Below are 19849 nucleotides of genomic sequence, written 5' to 3'. Positions count from 1 at the left end.
ATATCTGGCGGGTGCCTGCGTTATATATTTTGATAAATTTGTAAACTATTCTCAACACAGCCTATGAAAAGCAAGTTTTACGCCGCATTTTTATTTGTTTTTGCCCTGTTTGCTGACGATGCTTATGGCCAGGCAAAAAAATGGACATTGCAGGAGTGTGTTGAATATGCACTGAAAAATAACATTTCCATAAAGCTGACCGAACTTGATGCGCGGCTGGCAAACGTTTCAAGGAAAGATGCAAAAAGCGCTTTCCTGCCCACGGCACAGATACAGGGCTCTCATTCCTGGAATATTGGTCTTAACCAGAACATCACCACCGGCCTTTTAGAAAACCAGACCACACAGTTTACCTCTGTCGGGCTGAACATGGGCGTGGACATCTACAACGGCCTACAGAACCAGAACCGGTTGCGAAGGGCAAATCTTGCGGCTATCTCGGCACAATACCAAACCGTAAAAATGCAGGAAGATGTGGCGCTGAATGTAGCCAATGCCTACCTGCAGGTGCTTTTTAACAAAGAGAACCTAAAGGTGCAGGAACAGCAGCTGGCTTTTGACACCAGGCAGATGCAAAGGGTAGGGGAATTGGTAGAAGGCGGTGCAGTACCGCGTGGCGACCTGCTCGACGTTAAGGCTACCGTAGCTGCGGACAATCAGAAAAAGATAGCTGCCGAAAATGCGCTCCTGATCTCTAAGCTAAGCCTGGCGCAATTGATGCAGTTGGAAGACTTCCAGAATTTTGACACCGAAGATGGTAATTATGATGTAAAGGATGAGCCGATACTGCTCGAGCAGCCGGCGACAATTTACAACAAGGCCAAAGAGCAGCGGACAGAACTGAAGATCGCCAGGACCAATGTAGAGGTGGCCGAAAAGGATGTGAAAATTGCAAAAGGCGCATACCAGCCGGTAATAAGCGGGTTTTACAGCCTGACCACAAGGGCTGCTTATTCCGACAGGATTGTGGGCTTTGCGCAAAGTACCACCCAGCCCACATCGGTAGTCGGATTTGTAGATGGCACGAACCAACTGGTGCTTCAGAATAATTACCAGCCGATCTTGGGCAGGTACTTGCCTATCCTCGATCAGTTTGACAATAACAAAGGGCACTCGTTTGGGGTTGGTGTAAATGTCCCTATCTTTAATGGGTTTGCCGTAAGAAACAATGTAGAGCGCACTAAGGTGGAACTGGAGCGTTCGCAGATAACACTGGAGCAGCGCGAGCTCGACCTTGAAAGGAACGTTTACACGGCCTACACCGATGCCCAGGGCGCACTGAAAGCCTATGATGCTGCTGTGTCTGCTGCCGAAGCAAGGACAGAGGCACTCACGTACGCACAGGAACGCTATGAGGTAGGGCTTATCAATGTATTCGACCTTAACCAGGCACAGACGCTTTCTGTAAATGCGCAGTCGGAAGTATTGCGTACAAAATACGATTATATATTCAGGATCAAGATACTGGAATTCTACTTTGGGATACCGATCTCTCAAATTTCACAAAAATAAAGAACTATGTCAAAAAGAACGATTTATTATTTATTAGGCGGTGTTGTGCTTTTAGTTGTTTTGCTCCTTGTGCTGAAGTCGACCGGCACGATTGGCGCTAAAGATGAAGGCAAGGAAGTAGAGACTGCAGTTGTGAAACAGATAACATTGACCGAGACCGTTTCGGCTACGGGCAAAGTACAGCCGGAAGTTGAAGTGAAAATATCCTCCGAAGTTTCCGGGGAAATCATTGAGCTTCCTATTAAAGAAGGACAGGCTATCAAAAAAGGCGACCTGCTGGTGCGCATCAACCCCGACCTTTATGAATCGGGTGTAAGCAGGAGTTCGGCATCACTCTCTACCGCAAAGGCAGGGCTGAGCCAGACCGAAGCGCAGCTAAAAGAAGCAAAGGCTAATTACGACCGTAATAAGCGCCTTTTTGATAAAGGGGTAATATCCAAATCGGAATGGGACAAAGTGGTGTCGGCCTACGAAGTGGCACAGGCATCAAAACAGTCGGCTTACTATAATGTACAGAGCGCCGGCGCTACCGTTACCGAAGCAAGGGACAACCTGAACAGGACTACCATATATGCGCCGGTTGACGGTACGATCTCCAAACTGGATGCGGAACTGGGTGAGCGCGTTGTTGGAACACAGCAGATGACCGGTACCGAGATCATGCGGGTAGCCAACCTCAATAATATGGAGGTGGAAGTGGATGTGAATGAGAACGACATCGTAAAGATAGAGATTGGCGATGAAGCCAACATCGAAGTGGATGCTTATTTGAAAAAGAAATTCAAGGGCGTGGTGACCAGCATATCCAACTCGGCAAGCAGCGAGCTTACTGCCGACCAGGTAACCAACTTTAAGGTGAAAGTAAGGATACTGAAAGAGTCGTATGAAGATATGACGAAAGGCAAGCCGTCCAATTATTCACCATTCAGGCCGGGCATGACGGCAACTGTAGATATCATTACCGAAAGGAAAGAGAATATCCTGGCAGTGCCAATCAGCTCTGTTGTGGTAAAATCTGACACAACCGCAGTTAAGAAAGATGTGGTGAAAGAGCTTGAAGAAAAAGAAAAAGAACAGAAAACAGGCGTTGTTGAGAAAAAATACGAGTGCGTGTATGTAAAGGTGGGCGATAAGGCGGTACTAAGGCCAATAACCACAGGTATACAGGACGACACCAATATCGAGATACTAAGCGGCCTTAAAAAAGGGGACGAAGTAATTACAGGTCCGTATGCTACCGTAACTAAAGACCTCAACCCGAACGATAAGGTAAAAACGAAACCTAAAGAGAAAGACGCGAAATAAGGAAATGGGTTTTATATTAAATATTGAAACAGCTACCAAAAACTGCTCGGTTTGTATTGCCAAAGACGGTGCTGTTGTATCGCTTTTAGAATACGCTGGCGAAGGGTATGCACATGCTGAAAAGCTCCATGTATTTATAGAAGAAGCTTTGAAAGAAGCAGGCATTACCTTCAAAGCGTTGGATGCTGTGGCTGTAAGTATGGGTCCGGGCTCTTATACCGGCCTGCGCATTGGTGTTTCGGCAGCGAAAGGCCTTTGCTATGCCCTGTCTATCCCCCTGATCGCTATTGACACCCTCGAAGTGCTTGCAAGGAAGATACAGGTGCAGGAAGGCGTTATCATCCCCCTGATCGATGCGCGCCGCATGGAAGCCTACACCGCTATTTTTGACAGCAATTACCAAAAGCTGCGTGAAACCAGAGCGGAAATCATTACAGAAACCTCTTTCGAAGAAACTTCCGGCCAAATACACCTGCTGGGAGATGGTGCGGCCAAATGCCGCGAGATGCTAAGCAATCCTCGCTTTATATACCACGACGATATTATCTATCCTTCTTCGGCAGAAATGGCGGCGGTATCTTTTGGTAAATATCAAAACCAGGACTTTGTAGATGTGGCTTACTTCGAGCCGTATTATCTTAAAGATTTTCTTATCGCAAAGTAAAATACAATTCCTACCTGATTTTGTATTATTGTACATTTAGATAAGCCTTGATTGTTATATATCTTTGGTAACAATCACGGATACATTTGATTGCTAAATAGAAAATGGTAAGGCTGGCATTGGCGCAAAAACTTTGTAACTTAGCGGCTTTGTAACATTGCAACTGAACGAAGATTGATATCCAAAAACACCATAGATACCGTTTTTGAAACCGCCCGCGTAGAGGAGGTGATCGGCGATTTCGTTAACCTGAAGCGTGCGGGCAGCAACCTTAAGGGGCTCAGCCCGTTCAGCAACGAGAAGTCGCCATCATTTATGGTGTCGCCGGTAAAGCAGATATGGAAAGATTTTAGTTCGGGTAAAGGAGGCAACGCCGTTGCCTTCCTCATGGAACATGAGCATTTTACTTACCCGGAAGCCATTCGCTACCTTGCGAAAAAATACAATATTGAGATAGAAGAAACCGAGCAGACCGAAGAAGATAAGGAACAGGCTAATGAAAAAGAAAGCATGTATCTCGTTTCGGAATTTGCGCAGAAGTATTTTCATAACACCCTCATGAATACCGATGAGGGGCAGGCGATAGGCTATTCGTATTTCAAGGAGCGCGGCTTTACAGGCGATACGATAAAGAAATTCGGCTTGGGCTATTCGCCCGAAGAATGGGATGCTTTCAGTAAAGAGGCTTTGGGTAAAGGCTACAAGCTGGATTATCTGGATAAGACCGGCCTGACCATTGTCCGTGAAGATGGCCGCACGGTCGACCGTTTCCGTGGGCGTGTAATGTTTCCAATACAGAGTATGTCGGGCCGTGTGCTGGGGTTTGGCGGGCGTATACTGGGCAACGACAAAAAGGTTGCCAAATACCTCAATTCACCCGAAAGCGATATCTACCACAAAAGTAAAGTGCTATACGGTATCTTCCATGCTAAGCAGGCCATAGCCAAACAGGACAACTGCTTTTTGGTTGAAGGCTATACCGATGTGATCCAACTCCACCAGGCTGGGATTGAGAACGTGGTGGCTTCCTCAGGTACGGCATTGACTCCCGACCAAATACGCCTCATCAACCGCCTTACCAAAAATATTACCGTGCTTTTCGATGGCGATGCGGCAGGGTTGCGGGCTTCGGTACGTGGTATCGACCTGATACTCGAAGAAGGCATGAACGTAAAGGTTTGCACTTTCCCCGATGGTGACGATCCCGACAGTTTTGCCAAAAAAACGCCACATGATGAGTTGGTGGCCTACCTGAATGATAACGCTAAAGACTTCATCCAGTTCAAGGCAGGCTTGCTGATGGACGAAGCCAAGAACGATCCTGTAAAGAAAGCAGGCCTTATCAGGGATATGGTAACCAGCATCTCAAAAATACCTGACCGCATACAAAGGGAAATATATGTACAGGAAGTAGCCCGCATCATGGATATATCCGAACAGGTTTTGGTAAGTACGCTTTCGCAAATCGTCCAGAAAGACATTACCGATGCAGGTAAGAAATTCAGGGAAGAGCAAAAGGAAAATGTTATGAAGCCGGTTGCCGATGACGGTTCGGTACAGCAGGAAAGGGTAGATATACTGGACAGGCTGGAACGCAGGATTATTGAGATATTATTGTTGTACGGAGGCACCGAGCAGGATTTTGAGGATGTATATATCAAATATGACAAGTTTGGCAAGGAGTATGAATATACCGAACGCAAGGCTTATAAGGTGTATGAACGCATTTACCTGAACCTCCAGGAAGACGAAATACAATTCACCAATCCGGTGTTCCGGGAGCTCTACAAGGCGATTACCGACCATTACCTGGCGCATCAGTCGCTTACGGTAGATACATTCCTGAATACGCTGCCGCCCGAACTACAGTCGGTGGCGACCGATATATTTATGCAGGATGAGAAATACAGCCTCCATGAGTGGGAAGAGAAAAAGCAGATCCCGGTTAAGGATAAAACCATGTCTGTTTCCGCGTATGCCAATGAGCATATTATCGACCTGCGATGGCTGCTGCTGGGCAAACTGATCCAGGACCTCAAAATGCAGGTAAGCCCCGATGCCGATAATATGGAGATACTAATGGCTGTTAATGACTACAACACGCTCGTGAATTACCTTTCACGCAAAATAAGCAGGCTGCGCAGCCAGTTTTTTTAAACGAAAAATTTGCCTAAATCCGTGTCATGCGCGTTCCATTCCTCTTATATACAAAAAACGCCCCTTAAAGGAGCGCTTGTTTCTTTTGATAGGTGCTTGGTGCAAAAGACCGTGTAGAGTAATAGTTTTTTCCGTTTTTTAGGTGTTTAGTTAAGGGCTTAAACGATGTCCAGTGTCTTGGCTTTATTCACCAGGTCAACAAGGTTAGTGACATGCAGTTTTGTGAGCAGCCTCAGCTTGTAGGTACTGATCGTTTTTTCGTTAAGGTCCAGCAGCTTGGCGATTTCCTTGTTCTTTTTGCCTTCGCTGAGGTATCGGAGCACCTCGATTTCCCGTGATGAAAGCTTCCTGTACAGCCTCTCAGATTTTTTGCCTTTGTTTAGCAGCGCAAGGTTTTTCTTAACGGTATCGCTAAATACCACTTCGCCCTCGTTTACTTTTTTAATGGCATTTTCAAGCTCCTCCATTTTAGCGCTTTTGTGCACATAAGCAGAAACGCCTGCTTTGAGTGCATTCGGTGCATATATCTGTTCGGCGAGGTTGGTGAAAATGATAATTTTGGTTTCGGGGAATTCCTTCACCAGCGACTTTACCGAACTAATGCTGGTAAGGCCTTCAAGCTCAAGGTCTATTACAGCGGCATCTACTGTTTTTTTTCCCAATATATCCAGAAGGCTGTCAAGGTTGTTCACCACGCCTACAAAACTAATTTGCGGATTGTCGCTAAAATACGACTTCATCCCATAGTGCACCACCGGGTGGTTATCCGCGAGGCATAGTTTGATCATAATTGCGTGTTTTTGGGTTTACATTAAAGTAAAGTTAGAAATTAATATCTTAAAGTATTGTGAATGAAAGAATTTTATTTCAAATTTAAGGATAATTTGGCTTTCGGTCCTAAATTCTTAAAGTGCTGTTAATGAAAGAATTTACTTCAAATTATCCGGTATTTCGCAAACCGGGATCGGGAGCATTTTGTGCTGGTTGATGGTGTTAAGCCTCCGGTAAATTTCAAAAACCTCTTTTTGGCGGCCTTCAAAATCAGTGTGCGTCTTTCCGTTCTCCAGCGCTTCCATTGCCCATTCCAGTTCCTCATAGCTCGCGCCAAGCTGGTCTTCATCGCTGCGGTCGTCGCCAAAAAGGCCATCGGTAGGCTTGGCTATGATAATACTTTCGGTAACTTCCAGGTATTTGGCCAGCTGCCGTACTTCGCTTTTAGTCAGGTCGGCAATTGGGCTGATGTCTATACCGCCGTCGCCATACTTGGTAAAAAAGCCCACACCGAAATCTTCTACCTTATTTCCTGTACCGGCAACGAGCGCACTGTGTATGCCCGCAAAATAATACAATGTAGTCATGCGCAGCCTCGCACGGGTATTGGCCAGTGTAAGCTGCTGCAGGTGGTCGTTTTCAGTTTCAGGCACCTGTTTGCGGAAGGTCTCGAATACAGGCGTAAGGTCGGCTTCCGCTCCTGACACATTATCAAACCGCTCTTTTAACTTTTTTATATGTTCCCTGGCACGGCTTACATGGCTTGGCGCCTGGTGTATGGGCATTTCAACACAAAGCACGGGCATGCCGGTCTGGGCACAAAGCGTTGAGGTAAGTGCAGAATCGATCCCTCCGGATATCCCTACAACAAAACCTTTTACTTTTGCGTTAGCTGCATAATTGCGCAGCCAGCTTACGATATGATGATTAACGGCTTCCGCCTGAAAATTGGGGTTGATAGGCATAATGCTTCAATATTTATGGGTGAGTGCGTATATTTGCGATAAATTTAAAAAATCTAAATAGGTGATTTCCTAATAAAAACACAAAATGAAGAAATATTTCATTATTATAGCCTCGTTGCTGGTACTTGCTTCCTGTAAAAAGGAAAATGAAGTGGAAGAAAAAGTGGCAGAAATACCTGTAGGAAAAGTAAAGATAGAACGTTTTGACAAGCAGTTTTACGAAGCAGGCCCTGATGGACTGGCTGCCGTAAAAGCGCAGTACCCGTACTTTTTCCCGGCAGGGAACGATGACGCGGTTTGGCTGAACAAGATGAAAGACCCTTTGCTGCAGGAGCTTCACGGCGAAGTGGAAAAAACTTTTCCTAACACCACAACGCTTGAGCAGGACCTTCATTCGCTGTTCCAGCATACTAAATTTTATTTTAAGGGCTTTCGCGAACCAAAGGTAGTCACGCTTATATCCGAGATGGATTATAACAACAGGATTATTTTTACCGATTCGCTGCTGCTGATATCGCTGGACCTTTATCTTGGCAAAGACCACAGGTACTATGCCGATTTCCCTAAATACCAAAGCCAGCTATTCGAGCAGTCGCAGATCATGCCTGACGTGGTATCGGCATTTTCTATGGGCAAAATCGCGCCGCCAACCGATAAGACATTGTTAAGCCAAATGATCTACTACGGTAAAGAACTGTACCTGAAAGACCTGCTCATACCCGAAGTTTCGGACGAGAACAAGATAGGCTACACCAAAGAGCAGATGGAATGGGCACAGGCCAACGAAAGTGAGATATGGCGCTATTTTGTCGACCGCAAGCTGCTATATGATACCGACCTGAAGCTTCCCGGTCGCTTTATCAGCCCGGCGCCTTTTTCAAAATTCTACCTCGAGCTTGATAATGAGTCGCCCGGCAGGATAGGCCAGTGGATAGGCTGGCAGATCGTAAGGTCGTATGCGGAGAACAATAAAGATGTACCTTTGCAGCAAATTTTGGCGATGGATGCCAAAACCATTTTTGACAATTCTAAATACAAACCCAAAAAGTAATGCCTAAAATAATAAAATCCGAAATTAATATCCTTGTCGAGCTGGATGAGAATCGCGTTCCCGAAAAACTGACCTGGACAGCCCGGGACGGTGGCGTAGTTGCGCAGCCAACCAAAGCTATGATGCTTTCGGTATGGGACAGCAGGCCGCAGGAGAGCATGCGTATTGACCTGTGGACGAAGGATATGCCGGTAGACGAAATGAAAACGTTTTTCCACCAAACGCTGGTATCGATGGCCGAGACTTTTGAGCGCGCTACCAACGATACGAAAATGGCAGATACCATGAGGGATTTCTGCGATTATTTTGCCGAAAAGCTGGAGCTGAAGAAATCGTAGTCAGAATACAATTGAATTTTAAACGTGACAGGAGAGGTTGCGTTTGCTTTTTAGAACAGATGAAAAAAACCATCCGTCCCTACCGTTCTGAAGATTGCGATGCCATTGTGCAGCTCTTTCGAGAAACAGTGCATTCTGTCAATGCCAAAGATTATACTAAGGGCCTGCTTGATGCCTGGGCACCTGCACAAATCGATAATGCCCGTTGGAATTCGGTATTGTCTGCTAATTTCACCATCGTTGTTGAGTCAGAAGATGGTACTATAATTGGCTTTGGAGATATAGACAGTACAGGCTACTTTGACCACCTGTTTGTGCACAGGGATTTCCAGGGCCAGCATGTGGCGACATCTATCGCTAATGCAATTGAGACTTTTGCCCGAAAGAAAAGTTTTGAAAGAATTACTGTTGCTGCATCGATCACTGCTAAACCTTTTTTCGAAAAACGCGGCTATAGAATTATAAAAGAGCAACAGGTAGAACGCAATGGGCAGGTGCTTACCAATTACATGATGGAGTTCTTAATGTAAACATTCAAGGTATTTCTACTTATAGAAATTGATCTACAAAAATCCGTGGTTTTTAAAAATCCCTTCATTCACTTCGTCAATATATTGTAAAAGCTGGTCACGGCCGGTGCCTTCGGTAGATGAGGTTACGAAATGCGGCGGCATTTCCTCCCAGTTGTTGGCCAGTAATTGCTTGCGGTAAGCGGCAATGTGCTGGTCTACTTTCCCACGGCTGATCTTGTCGGCTTTAGTGAATACAATGCAGAAAGGCACTCCGGTCTCGCCAAGGTAAGTGATGAATTCGAGATCGATCATCTGCGCTTCAAGGCGGATGTCGATCAGTACGAATGCACAAACCAGCTGCTCGCGGCGCTCAAAATAATCGGTTATGAATTTCTGGAAGGTTTCTTTGGTCGATTTCGATACGCGTGCATAACCATATCCCGGCAAATCGACAAGGTACCAGTTGCCATTGATCTTAAAGTGGTTGATGAGCTGTGTCTTACCGGGCTTGCCAGATGTCTTCGCAAGGCTTTTACGGTCAGTAAGCATATTGATGAGCGACGATTTGCCCACATTACTCCTGCCGATAAACGCATACTCCGGCAGCGGCTCATTAGGGCATTTGCTTACATCGGAATTGCTGATTATGAATTCGGCAGTATTGATCTTCATGGTATTCTGTTTTGTGCAAAGGTAGGGTAATATTGGGCGAATGCCAAATCGCGTCATCCGCAGCCCCTTACTTTGAACCTAAAAGGAATATCGACGACATTACCAGCAGCATAAAAGCAGCGATGGACAGTATAAAAAATAAGTTTCGCTGCACATCTTTTCGGTTTCGCCCTTCTTTGAGTACAATCCTGGCAAAACCGGGAGATGCTAACAGCAGTACCGCCGACAGTATAAGAAATCCCAGTGCCGGAAATGCCGTAAACGGAATGAATTTTTCGGGAGTGCTGTTGCGGAACGTTGTAAAGAAGCTGCCAATAATAAGTATATTCCAGATAACTATAAAAGCGATCCCAATAGGTTTTTTTACCGGAAATCCGCCCGATGCCTGCAATTGCCGTACTTCTTTTTCCCTTTGAGTCATGTTTAGGCTTCGCACCGCTTCTTTATTTGGGAAGCCTGCAGCCTTAAGTATGTGTATTATCTGGCTGGCCTGCATTTTAAACGACTGGAAAATGATACGCTCGTTGTAGCCATGGACGTTATGGTATATCCTTATGCCTTCTTTTCCAAACCCTGTCATGCTGTAGGTGCCAATCGAAACGACGTCTCCCGGAAGGAAAACATATTTGCCGATCAGTCCGGCGTTAAGTTCCAATACGCCATGGTTAAGTTTCAGTGTCACTAAGGGCCAGGAAGCTCCTCTACGGCCTATCCTTGCACCGCCTGTTAGGTTTAGTTCATTCATTGGTTGTATTGAAAGTATATCAAAGTAAAAGGGCTTTACCATGCTGTCATGATAAAGCCCTTTTATGTATTATTACAATTGTTCCGTAAGCAAATTATGAGCCACATCAAGTTTTTTTAGCCATTCGTGCATCAGGCGGTTGAATTCGGCAGGGTGCTCCATCATAGCGGCATGCCCGCATTTATCTATCCACGAAAGGGTAGAGTTAGGCAGCAGGCGGTGAAATTCCTCAGCCACATCGGGTGGCGTTACATGGTCATTCCTGCCCCAGATGATGCAGGTTGGCACGTGCATTTTCGGCAGGTCTTTTGCCATATTGTGGCGTATCGCGCTTTTGGCAATGGTAAGCGTTTTGATAAGCTTTATACGGTCGTTCGCCATGGCGTAAACCTCCTCAACGATCTCATCGGTAGCAACGGCAGGGTCGTAAAATACATCCTGTGCTTTCTTTTTAATATAATCGCGGTCGCCGCGGCGTGGGTAGCTGTCGCCCATCGCGCTTTCATAAAGGCCGGAGCTCCCGGTTATAATAAGCCCGAGCATTTTTTCCGGGTACATTTTGGTGTGGTAAAGCGCTATGTGCCCGCCAAGCGAGTTGCCCAGCAGGATAACCCTGTCAAATCCTTTATAAGTAATAAAGTCCTTTACCCATTTGGCAAAAGCCTTTACGTTAGTTTTCAATATGCTTTGGGTGTAGATAGGTAATTCGGGGATCACAACTTTGTAGCCGTGTTTCGGGAAGTATTCTGCCACGCCGCCAAAATTGCTCAGCCCTCCCATAAGCCCGTGGAGGATGATTATCGGGGTGCCTTCGCCAGCTTCAAAATAGGTGTATTTGCCGTCTTTTTTCTTTTCTTGCATGTTCAGTTGTGTACAATTTCCTAGTGAACACAAATATATGACTTTATAGATTATAAAGAAATTTAGTACTTAATATTTAAGAAAGCATTATGCGTGCATGGTATACTGCAACGGACTTTTTCCATCCAAAACTGCGTTAAAGTAGTATTAAACTCCCACTCATTACCACTCTGTATCTTTTTTCGCGATTTTATATCAAATCTGTTAAGAACCCTTAAAAATTTACAGACTTTTCATCATACCCTTTTTATTGATAAATATTCTGTAGCCGTTTCGAAATGAAGTGTGTAGGTGTATTTTCTGTCAAAGTGGTAAAAACCGCCAAAACTTATTAACAAAGTAGGAGAAAGTGGGAAATGGTGGTAAATATTTCTATATATTTGCTCTAAATCAACACAAAGTGTAACTCATTGAAAGCCATAGTAGGAACATACGAATGCAAGGCCGATTCAAAGGGCAGGATAATGATTCCGGCGCCTTTGAAGAAGCAATTGGCAGGCGGCCTCGAGGATGGCTTTGTCCTGAAGCGTTCGGTTTTCCAGCCTTGTCTGGAATTGTACCCAATGGCAGAGTGGAATAAAATGATGGAGAAGATCAACAAGCTGAACCGCTTTGTGAAAAAGAACAACGACTTTATCCGAAGGTTTACGGCGGGTGTGAAAGAGGTAGAGATCGATGCGGCAGGAAGGCTGCTGATTGCGAAAGACCTTATGGCGTTTTCGGGTATTGACAGTAATGTGGTGCTTTCGTCGGCGGTGAACATTGTGGAGATTTGGGACAAAGATAAGTACGAACAGTCTATTGACGGCTCTGATGTTGATTTTGCTGACCTGGCAGAAGAAGTGATGGGAAATTTAAATGATGGCGAAGATGGAATATCATAATCCTGTGTTGCTGAAAGAAACCGTTGACGGGCTTAATATTAAGCCGGACGGTGTGTATGTGGATGTGACTTTTGGCGGGGGAGGCCATTCGCGCGAAATAATGGAGAGGCTCGGCCCGAACGGCAGGCTTTTCGGTTTCGACCAGGATGAGGATGCGCAGGCTAATGTGATAAACGATGCTAGGTTTACGCTGGTACCGGAGAATTTCAGGTTTATAAAAAGGTTTCTGAGGTTTTATGGTGTGAAGGAAGTGGATGGCATATTGGCGGACCTGGGTGTGTCGTCGCACCAGTTCGATGTCGCCGAACGCGGTTTTTCTACCCGTTTCGAGGCAGAGCTCGATATGCGGATGAGCAAAAAGAACAGCCTGAATGCTTTTGTTGTGGTAAATGACTATGATGAATCTGACCTGAAAAGGGTGTTTGTGGAATATGGCGAATTGAAGAATGGCGGCGCGATGGCGGTGGTTATTGTGAATGCCAGAAAAGAGCAGCCCATAAAAAACAGTGAGCAGCTTAAGAAGGTGCTGGGGCGTTTTCTCCCGGCGCACAAGAGCAACAAGATACTGGCACAGATATACCAGGCGATACGCATAGAGGTGAACCAGGAAATGGATGTGCTGAAGGAATTTTTGGAGCAGTCACTCGAAGTGCTTAAGCCGGGCGGAAGGCTGAGTGTGATATCTTACCACTCGCTTGAAGACAGGCTGGTAAAAAGGTACATGCGCAACGGGATGTTCGAAGGTGAGCCCGAGCGTGATTTTTTTGGGAATTTCGAGGTGCCGTTTAAGATCATAGAAAAATTGATAGTCCCTTCGGATGAAGAGATACGCATCAACAACAGGGCACGCAGCGCAAAACTGCGTGTAGCAGAAAAGAAATAACACGTACTAATATCCGTCCCGTTTCCCCCTCCTTGGGAGGGGGGCGGGGGGAGGACAATTAGGTGAGTGAAAAAAGTATAATATGAAAGGCGGAGTAATAAATCTATTAAAAGCAAAATATCTTGTAGATCAGGGGTCTATGAGAAACTGGCGCTTTATAGTGTTCCTGATCCTTATCGCGATACTGATGATTGCCAACACGCACGATTATGAGCAGAAGCTCTACAGGATAAGCGAGCTGGAAGATGAGGTAAAGATATTAAGGTCGGAATTTGTAGACAGGCGCTCCGAGCTGATGGAATTGAAAATGGAGTCCACCGTGTCGCGCAAGATGGAGGAACGCCAGATATTCCCCTCATCGGTGCCTCCAAAAAAGATAAAGGTATTTAAGCAGGAAGAAAAAAGCTTTTGGGAAAAGCTAAAGATATGGGAGTAGAAGATAAAAAGACATCTTACAGGATTTACCTGGTAGCCGTTGCGATTTTCGTGATGGCACTTCTCGTTACCATTAAGCTGACTAATATACAGTGGGTAGAAGGCGACTATTACCGCCAACTGGCCAAGGAGCGTACAGTAAAGGATTTTACCATCCCGGCCAACCGCGGTAATGTGTACTCGGCAGACGGGAGCCTGCTGGCAACATCCATACCCAATTATACGGTAAGATTTGATGCCCTTGCTCCTACAAAAGAGAATTTTAGCAAGTATGCCCAGGACCTGGCCGACTCATTGCATGTAATGTTTGGCAAGACCTCTAACTTTTATCACGACGAATTGGTAAAAGCCCGCAAGCACAACAACAGGTATTTCCTCGTGGCGAAAGGCCTGAGCTATACCGAATACCTGCGCGTAAAAAGCTTCCCGCTATTTAATCTGGGGGCTTTCAAAGGCGGCATTATTACAGAGCAAAAAATAGTGCGCGAGCACCCGATAGGCAGGATCGCCGAAAGGACCATTGGTTACGAAAGGATAGGCCACTCCGGGGAAAATCTTGAGGTGGGTATAGAAGGGGCTTTTGCCAAATACCTTAACGGGAAAGATGGCCGCCAGATGATGCAGAAGATTGCGAAAAACCATTGGAAGCCCATCAGCGATGTAAACCAGGTAGAGCCGGTTGACGGCTACGATATCGTGTCGACCATAGATGTATACATACAGGATATAGCTCACCACGCACTGTTAAAGCAGTTGGAATATTATGAGGCCGACCACGGTTGTGTTGTGGTGATGGAAACGAAGACCGGATATGTAAAAGCCATTTCCAACCTCGGCAGGAATACCGATGGATCCTACAGCGAGACAGTAAACTATGCCGTATGGGAAGCCCAGGAGCCGGGGTCGACATTTAAGCTGCCCGTTATGGTAGCCATGCTTGAAGATAAGAAGATAGATACCAGTAAGGTGTTCGATTGCCACGGTGGCGATATCACCTACTTCGGAAGGCACGTGCGCGATTCGAAAAAAGGCGGCTACGGCAAAGTGTCATTGGCAAGAGGCTTTGAATTATCGTCGAATACGGTGTTGGTACAGGCAGTGTACGAAAGCTATAAGGACAACCCGAAACAATTCGTACAGCACCTGAACGACTTTGGCCTGAATAAAAAACTGGGGGTTTCCCTTAAAGGTGAAGCCAGCCCGAAAATACCACAGCCTTCCGATCCTTCATGGTCAAGGGTGTCATTACCGTGGATGGGATTCGGCTATGGGTTGAGCCTTACGCCGCTGCAAACGCTGACCTTCTACAACGCCATTGCTAATAACGGCGAAATGGTAAGGCCACTGTTCGTGAAAGAAATTAAGGAGTGGGACAAGACAATAAAGAAATTTAATAAAGAGGTAATCAACCCTAAAGTGTGCTCACAGGGAACAATAGACCAGGTAAAAGCAATCATGCTGAATGTGGTGAAAAAAGGTACAGGCTCAAAGCTGTATTCCCCAGACTTCTCTATGGCAGGGAAAACAGGTACTGCTCAGGTGAACTACGGTGCCGGCAAGGAGGAAATGTACTATTCGTCATCCTTCGCGGGGTATTTTCCGGCAGAGAACCCCCAGTATTCATGCATAGTCATCATCCATAAGCCGCAGGTTGGCAAGGGTTATTACGGGGCCGATGTGTCAGGGCCTGTATTTAAAAGGATCGCACAGAAGATCTATACCGATGTGCCAAGCACCAACGAGGTAAAGAAGCTCGACAAAAAGATAAAAAAGCAGGAGGCGCTATATGCCTCGTATGATACAAAGATCAATAAGGCTACCAATGCCGTACCGAATACTATAGGTATGAGTGGTATGGATGCTGTGGCAATGCTGGGCAACATGGGGCTGAAAGTGCAGGTGATAGGCATGGGCAAAGTGAAAAAACAGTCGCTCGCACCGGGACAGGCCATAACAAAAAATCAAACCATAATACTGGAATTATCGTGATGGTTTTAAGGGACATATTATACAAGACATCAATAGAGGCTGTAAATGGCCCTACCGATATAACCATCAATAAGATGGAGTTCGATTCGCGCGCAATAACCACAGGCGATGCTTTTATCGCAATAAGGGGAACGCAGAGCGATGGGCACGATTATATAGAAAAAGCGATAAGCCTTGGCGCTGTTGCAGTAGTGTGCGAAACACTGCCGGAAAGCCTTTCGGAAAACGTGACCTACATACAGGTAAAAAGCGCTTCTGCCGCATTGGCAACTATGGCGGCCAACTTTTATGGCAATCCTTCGCGCAGCCTGAAACTGGTAGGGATAACCGGTACGAACGGAAAGACTACGATAGCAACGCTATTGTACCAGTTGTTTAAAAACGCAGGATATAAAACGGGGCTGCTTTCTACGGTAAAGATCATGGTTGCCGAAACAGAGTACAAAGCTACGCATACCACTCCGGACTCGCTTACCATAAACAGGTACCTGAGGCAGATGGTTGACGAAGGCGTAGATTACTGCTTCATGGAAGTAAGCTCGCACGGCATCCACCAGCACAGGACAACAGGGCTGGAGTTTGCAGGGGGAATATTTACCAACCTGAGCCATGACCACCTGGATTACCACAGCAGCTTTGCGGAGTATCGCGATGTGAAGAAGAGGTTCTTTGACGAATTACCGAAAGGTGCTTTTGCACTGGTAAATGTAGACGATAAGAACGGCCTGGTGATGCTGCAGAATACAATGGCTAAAAAGCTGACGTATGCGCTGAAAACCTATGCCGATTACAAAGCCCAGATACTGGAAAACCAGCTGTCGGGACTTTTGCTAAAAATAAACGAGCAGGAAGTATGGGTGAAGCTGATAGGAAAGTTCAATGCCTATAACCTGCTGGCTATTTACGCAGCAGCAGTAAACCTCGGGCTTGAAAGTGTTGAGGTGCTAAGGCTGATGAGCGAGCTGGAAAGCGTATCCGGAAGGTTCCAGTTCATCATATCCGATTCAGGGATTACAGCAATTGTAGATTACGCCCATACGCCGGATGCTTTGGGAAATGTATTGAAAACAATAGAAGATATCCGTACCCGCAACGAGCAGCTGATCACGGTAGTGGGCTGTGGCGGCGACCGTGATACGACCAAGCGCCCGGTGATGGCGAACATAGCATCGACCATGAGTGACAGGGCTATATTCACTTCGGATAATCCAAGAAGCGAAGACCCGGTGGATATCATTGAAGACATGGAAAAAGGTGTGGAGCCGCAGAATTATAAAAAAACGGTGGCGATGGTAGACAGGAAGCAGGCCATAAAGCTTGCCTGCCAGCTGGCAAAGCCAAATGACATTATACTCATAGCCGGGAAAGGGCATGAGACGTATCAGGAAATAAAAGGAGTGAGGTATGATTTTGATGATATGCAGGTAGTGAGGGAAATTTTAGGGCAATTAAACAAATAGGCGTATATGCTATATTACTTATTCGAATATCTAGACAAGCAGTTGGATGTGCCGGGAACAGGCGTGTTCCAGTACATTACCTTCCGCTCGGGGCTGGCAGTGATATTGTCGCTGTTCATCTCTACCGTGTTCGGTAAAAAGATCATCAACTTCCTGCGCAGGCAGCAGATAGGCGAAACCGTAAGGGAACTTGGCCTGGAAGGCCAGACCCAGAAAGCGGGTACTCCAACAATGGGAGGGCTTATCATCATCATTTCGACGCTGATACCGGTAATACTGCTTGCAAAGCTGGACAACATTTATGTAATGTTGCTTATAGTGACCACACTCTGGATGGGAACCATTGGCTTCATCGATGATTATATCAAGATATTCAAAAAAGATAAAGAAGGCCTTAAAGGGAAATTCAAGGTAGTGGGCCAGGTTGGGCTTGGGCTTATAGTAGGTTATGTGCTGTACTTCCACCCCGCAGTAACGGTACGTACTGATACCGCAGGATCGGCCTACAGCATCAGCACTACTGAGCAGAATACTATATCGCCGAAGCCACAGGAAGAAAAATCGACAGTTACAACCATTCCGTTCTTTAAAAATAATGAGTTTGACTATGCTGAGGTATTGTCTTTTATGGGCGACGGTTACAAAAGCTATGCGTGGATTGTATTCATCCTGATCGTGATATTCATCATCACGGCAGTGTCCAACGGCGCCAACCTTACCGATGGTATCGACGGGCTCGCGGCCGGAACCTCGGCCATTGCAGTGCTCACGCTGGGGATTTTCGCATTCGTGTCGGGTAACATCATATTCTCGAATTACCTGAATATAATGTACATACCCAATTCGGGTGAAATGACGGTCTATATTGCCGCATTTGTGGGGGCGCTCATAGGTTTCCTTTGGTACAACACCTATCCGGCCTCGGTTTTCATGGGCGATACGGGCAGCCTTACCATAGGGGGAATCATAGCGGTGCTGGCCATTGCAGTTAGAAAAGAATTGCTGGTGCCGGTACTGTGCGGCATTTTCCTGGCGGAGAACCTTTCGGTGGTACTGCAGGTGAGCTATTTTAAATATACGCGAAAGAAATTTGGCGAAGGCCGCAGGATATTCCTGATGGCGCCGCTGCACCACCATTACCAGAAAAAAGGCTACCACGAAAGCAAGATCGTGACGCGCTTCTGGATCATTGCCATCCTATTGGCCATTTTCTCACTGGTATCATTAAAACTAAGGTAATATGGCAAAAAGGTTAGTGATACTTGGCGGGGGCGAAAGCGGTGTTGGTACCGCGATACTCGGGAAGAAAAAAGGCTACGATGTTTTCGTATCCGATTTTGGAAAGATAAAGGACAATTACAAGGAAGTCCTTGCGCTGAATAAGCTCCCCTGGGAGGAAGAGCAGCACACGGAAAGCCTGATACTGAATGCCGATGTGGTAATGAAAAGCCCTGGCATACCGGACAAATCGCCAATAGTGAAGAAGCTAATGGAGAAAGGGGTGCCGGTCATATCGGAAATAGAGTTTGCACAACAGTTCATTGAAGTAGATACCATAGGGATAACAGGGAGCAACGGCAAGACCACTACTACGATGCTCACCCACCACCTGGTAAAGCAGGGCGGGCTGAACTTTGGGCTGGCAGGTAATATAGGCAAAAGCTTTGCATGGCAGATAGCCGAAAATAAGCACGAAGGCTATGTTTTGGAGCTGAGCAGCTTCCAGCTCGACGGGATAGTAGATTACCGCCCGCACATAGCGGTGATCACCAACATAAGCCCCGACCACCTGGACCGATACGAGTACAAGTATGAAAATTACATCGCGGCCAAGTTCAGGATAACGATGAACCAGACAGAAAACGATTACCTGGTATACGATGCGGACGATGAAATTATCTCAAAATGGCTCGGTGAGCACAAAATAAAGGCGAAGAAAATACCCTTCTCGCTTACTAAGGAGCTGAATGAGGGTATATATCTAAAAAACAACACAATAATAAGCAATATAACAAACGAAGAATTTACCATGCCAATAAACGAACTATCATTAGAAGGGAAGCACAATGTAAAGAATGCGATGGCGGCGACTGCGGTTGCCCAGCTGATGCGCATCAGGAAAGATACCATCAGGGAGAGCCTTTCTAACTTCCAGGGTGTGGAGCACCGCCTCGAGAAGGTGCTGAAAATACAGAATGTGCAGTACATCAATGACAGTAAGGCAACGAATACCAACGCTACGTTCTTTGCATTGGACAGCATGGCAGCCCCAACCGTTTGGATAGTAGGCGGTGTAGACAAAGGCAATGATTATGACGAACTGATGCCATTGGTAAGGGAAAAGGTAAAAGCTATCGTGGCGCTTGGCGTGGATAACGAAAAGATAAAAAAGGCATTCGAAAGTGTAGTGGATGTACTTGTGGAAACTACAAGCATGACCGAAGCGGTAAAGATCGCACAAAAACTGGCGGAAAAAGGCGATACGGTATTGTTGTCACCAGCCTGTGCAAGCTTCGACCTTTTCGAGAATTATGAAGACCGCGGCAAACAATTTAAAAACGCCGTGCAGAATTTATAACGGTAATACCGAAAAATAATGTTGCACCCGCTTCCCCTCCTTTGGAGGGGTGCCCGAAGGGCGGGGT

19 protein-coding genes are annotated in these 19849 nt (G+C 46.1%); 14 read left to right on the top strand and 5 right to left on the bottom strand.

Going from position 1 to position 19849, the window contains the following annotated elements; all coding sequences use genetic code 11:
* The first annotated feature begins 63 nt into the window (after positions 1-63).
* From HYN59_RS02010 to dnaG, 4 genes are all read left to right on the top strand, one after another.
* Entirely contained in the window at positions 64-1512 is a 1449-nt protein-coding gene (locus tag HYN59_RS02010) for a TolC family protein (RefSeq protein ID WP_108776669.1), read from the top strand.
* A 6-nt stretch (positions 1513-1518) separates the two neighbouring features.
* Positions 1519-2817, top strand: a complete 1299-nt coding sequence (locus HYN59_RS02005) for an efflux RND transporter periplasmic adaptor subunit (RefSeq protein ID WP_108776668.1) — start codon at positions 1519-1521, stop codon at positions 2815-2817.
* Between the two features lie 4 nt (positions 2818-2821).
* Positions 2822-3481 (top strand): tRNA (adenosine(37)-N6)-threonylcarbamoyltransferase complex dimerization subunit type 1 TsaB, encoded by a 660-nt coding sequence (gene tsaB / locus HYN59_RS02000; RefSeq protein ID WP_108776667.1) that lies wholly within the window; start codon positions 2822-2824, stop codon positions 3479-3481.
* 174 nt (positions 3482-3655) lie between these two features.
* On the top strand, positions 3656-5638 hold the full coding sequence (gene dnaG, locus HYN59_RS01995) for a DNA primase (RefSeq protein WP_108776666.1): 1983 nt from the start codon (positions 3656-3658) through the stop codon (positions 5636-5638).
* Positions 5639-5796: 158 nt separating this feature from the next.
* Here the strand turns inward: dnaG and HYN59_RS01990 are convergent, their stop codons facing one another.
* The gene (locus tag HYN59_RS01990; protein WP_108776665.1) at positions 5797-6426 is read right to left on the bottom strand and encodes a response regulator transcription factor; all 630 of its coding nucleotides are present in this window, start codon (positions 6424-6426) and stop codon (positions 5797-5799) included.
* Between the two features lie 141 nt (positions 6427-6567).
* Positions 6568-7374 carry an NAD(+) synthase gene (gene nadE / locus HYN59_RS01985; protein WP_108776664.1) on the bottom strand — a complete coding sequence of 269 codons (807 nt, stop codon included), beginning with the start codon at positions 7372-7374 and terminating at the stop codon, positions 6568-6570.
* 85 nt (positions 7375-7459) lie between these two features.
* Here nadE and gldB point away from each other — a divergent pair, with 85 nt between their 5' ends.
* From gldB to HYN59_RS01970, 3 genes are read left to right on the top strand one after another with little or no spacing between them, the layout of a single operon-like run.
* Positions 7460-8425 (top strand): gliding motility lipoprotein GldB, encoded by a 966-nt coding sequence (gene gldB, locus HYN59_RS01980; RefSeq protein ID WP_108776663.1) that lies wholly within the window; start codon positions 7460-7462, stop codon positions 8423-8425.
* The gene (gene gldC, locus HYN59_RS01975; RefSeq protein ID WP_108776662.1) at positions 8425-8763 is read left to right on the top strand and encodes a gliding motility protein GldC; all 339 of its coding nucleotides are present in this window, start codon (positions 8425-8427) and stop codon (positions 8761-8763) included. Before gldB ends, gldC begins: the two co-directional genes overlap by 1 nt.
* A 59-nt stretch (positions 8764-8822) precedes the next feature.
* Complete coding sequence (locus HYN59_RS01970; RefSeq protein WP_108776661.1) at positions 8823-9293, top strand: GNAT family N-acetyltransferase; 471 nt, start codon at positions 8823-8825, stop codon at positions 9291-9293.
* Between the two features lie 33 nt (positions 9294-9326).
* Here HYN59_RS01970 and yihA read toward each other — a convergent pair whose 3' ends face one another.
* The 3 genes from yihA to HYN59_RS01955 form a co-directional block, all read right to left on the bottom strand.
* Positions 9327-9947, bottom strand: coding sequence for a ribosome biogenesis GTP-binding protein YihA/YsxC (gene yihA, locus HYN59_RS01965; RefSeq protein ID WP_108776660.1), 621 nt, complete (start codon positions 9945-9947; stop codon positions 9327-9329).
* A gap of 67 nt (positions 9948-10014) precedes the next feature.
* Positions 10015-10692, bottom strand: a complete 678-nt coding sequence (locus tag HYN59_RS01960; protein ID WP_108776659.1) for a hypothetical protein — start codon at positions 10690-10692, stop codon at positions 10015-10017.
* A gap of 72 nt (positions 10693-10764) precedes the next feature.
* Positions 10765-11553: an alpha/beta fold hydrolase gene (locus tag HYN59_RS01955; RefSeq protein WP_108776658.1), complete on the bottom strand. Its 789-nt coding sequence runs from the start codon at positions 11551-11553 to the stop codon at positions 10765-10767.
* A gap of 410 nt (positions 11554-11963) precedes the next feature.
* On the opposite strand from HYN59_RS01955, the gene mraZ reads away from it, so the two are divergent.
* From mraZ to murD, 7 genes are all read left to right on the top strand, one after another.
* Positions 11964-12437 (top strand): division/cell wall cluster transcriptional repressor MraZ, encoded by a 474-nt coding sequence (gene mraZ, locus HYN59_RS01950; RefSeq protein WP_108776657.1) that lies wholly within the window; start codon positions 11964-11966, stop codon positions 12435-12437.
* Positions 12412-13320 (top strand): 16S rRNA (cytosine(1402)-N(4))-methyltransferase RsmH, encoded by a 909-nt coding sequence (gene rsmH, locus HYN59_RS01945; protein ID WP_181369492.1) that lies wholly within the window; start codon positions 12412-12414, stop codon positions 13318-13320. The genes mraZ and rsmH overlap by 26 nt, the downstream gene beginning before the upstream one ends.
* A gap of 82 nt (positions 13321-13402) precedes the next feature.
* Complete coding sequence (locus tag HYN59_RS01940) at positions 13403-13756, top strand: FtsL-like putative cell division protein (protein WP_108776656.1); 354 nt, start codon at positions 13403-13405, stop codon at positions 13754-13756.
* On the top strand, positions 13747-15744 hold the full coding sequence (locus tag HYN59_RS01935) for a penicillin-binding protein (protein ID WP_108776655.1): 1998 nt from the start codon (positions 13747-13749) through the stop codon (positions 15742-15744). The genes HYN59_RS01940 and HYN59_RS01935 overlap by 10 nt, the downstream gene beginning before the upstream one ends.
* Positions 15741-17204, top strand: coding sequence for a UDP-N-acetylmuramoyl-L-alanyl-D-glutamate--2,6-diaminopimelate ligase (locus HYN59_RS01930; protein ID WP_181369491.1), 1464 nt, complete (start codon positions 15741-15743; stop codon positions 17202-17204). Before HYN59_RS01935 ends, HYN59_RS01930 begins: the two co-directional genes overlap by 4 nt.
* Positions 17205-17210: 6 nt before the next feature.
* Complete coding sequence (mraY, locus tag HYN59_RS01925) at positions 17211-18443, top strand: phospho-N-acetylmuramoyl-pentapeptide-transferase (RefSeq protein ID WP_108776653.1); 1233 nt, start codon at positions 17211-17213, stop codon at positions 18441-18443.
* Position 18444: 1 nt separating this feature from the next.
* Positions 18445-19782: a UDP-N-acetylmuramoyl-L-alanine--D-glutamate ligase gene (murD, locus tag HYN59_RS01920; protein ID WP_108776652.1), complete on the top strand. Its 1338-nt coding sequence runs from the start codon at positions 18445-18447 to the stop codon at positions 19780-19782.
* Positions 19783-19849 lie beyond the last annotated feature (67 nt).

This window comes from Flavobacterium album (assembly GCF_003096035.1).
Classification (GTDB): Bacteria; Bacteroidota; Bacteroidia; order Flavobacteriales; family Flavobacteriaceae; genus Flavobacterium; species Flavobacterium album.
The sequence above is the reverse complement of the archived record's forward strand: the minus strand, read 5'-3'. Positions and strand labels throughout refer to the sequence as shown.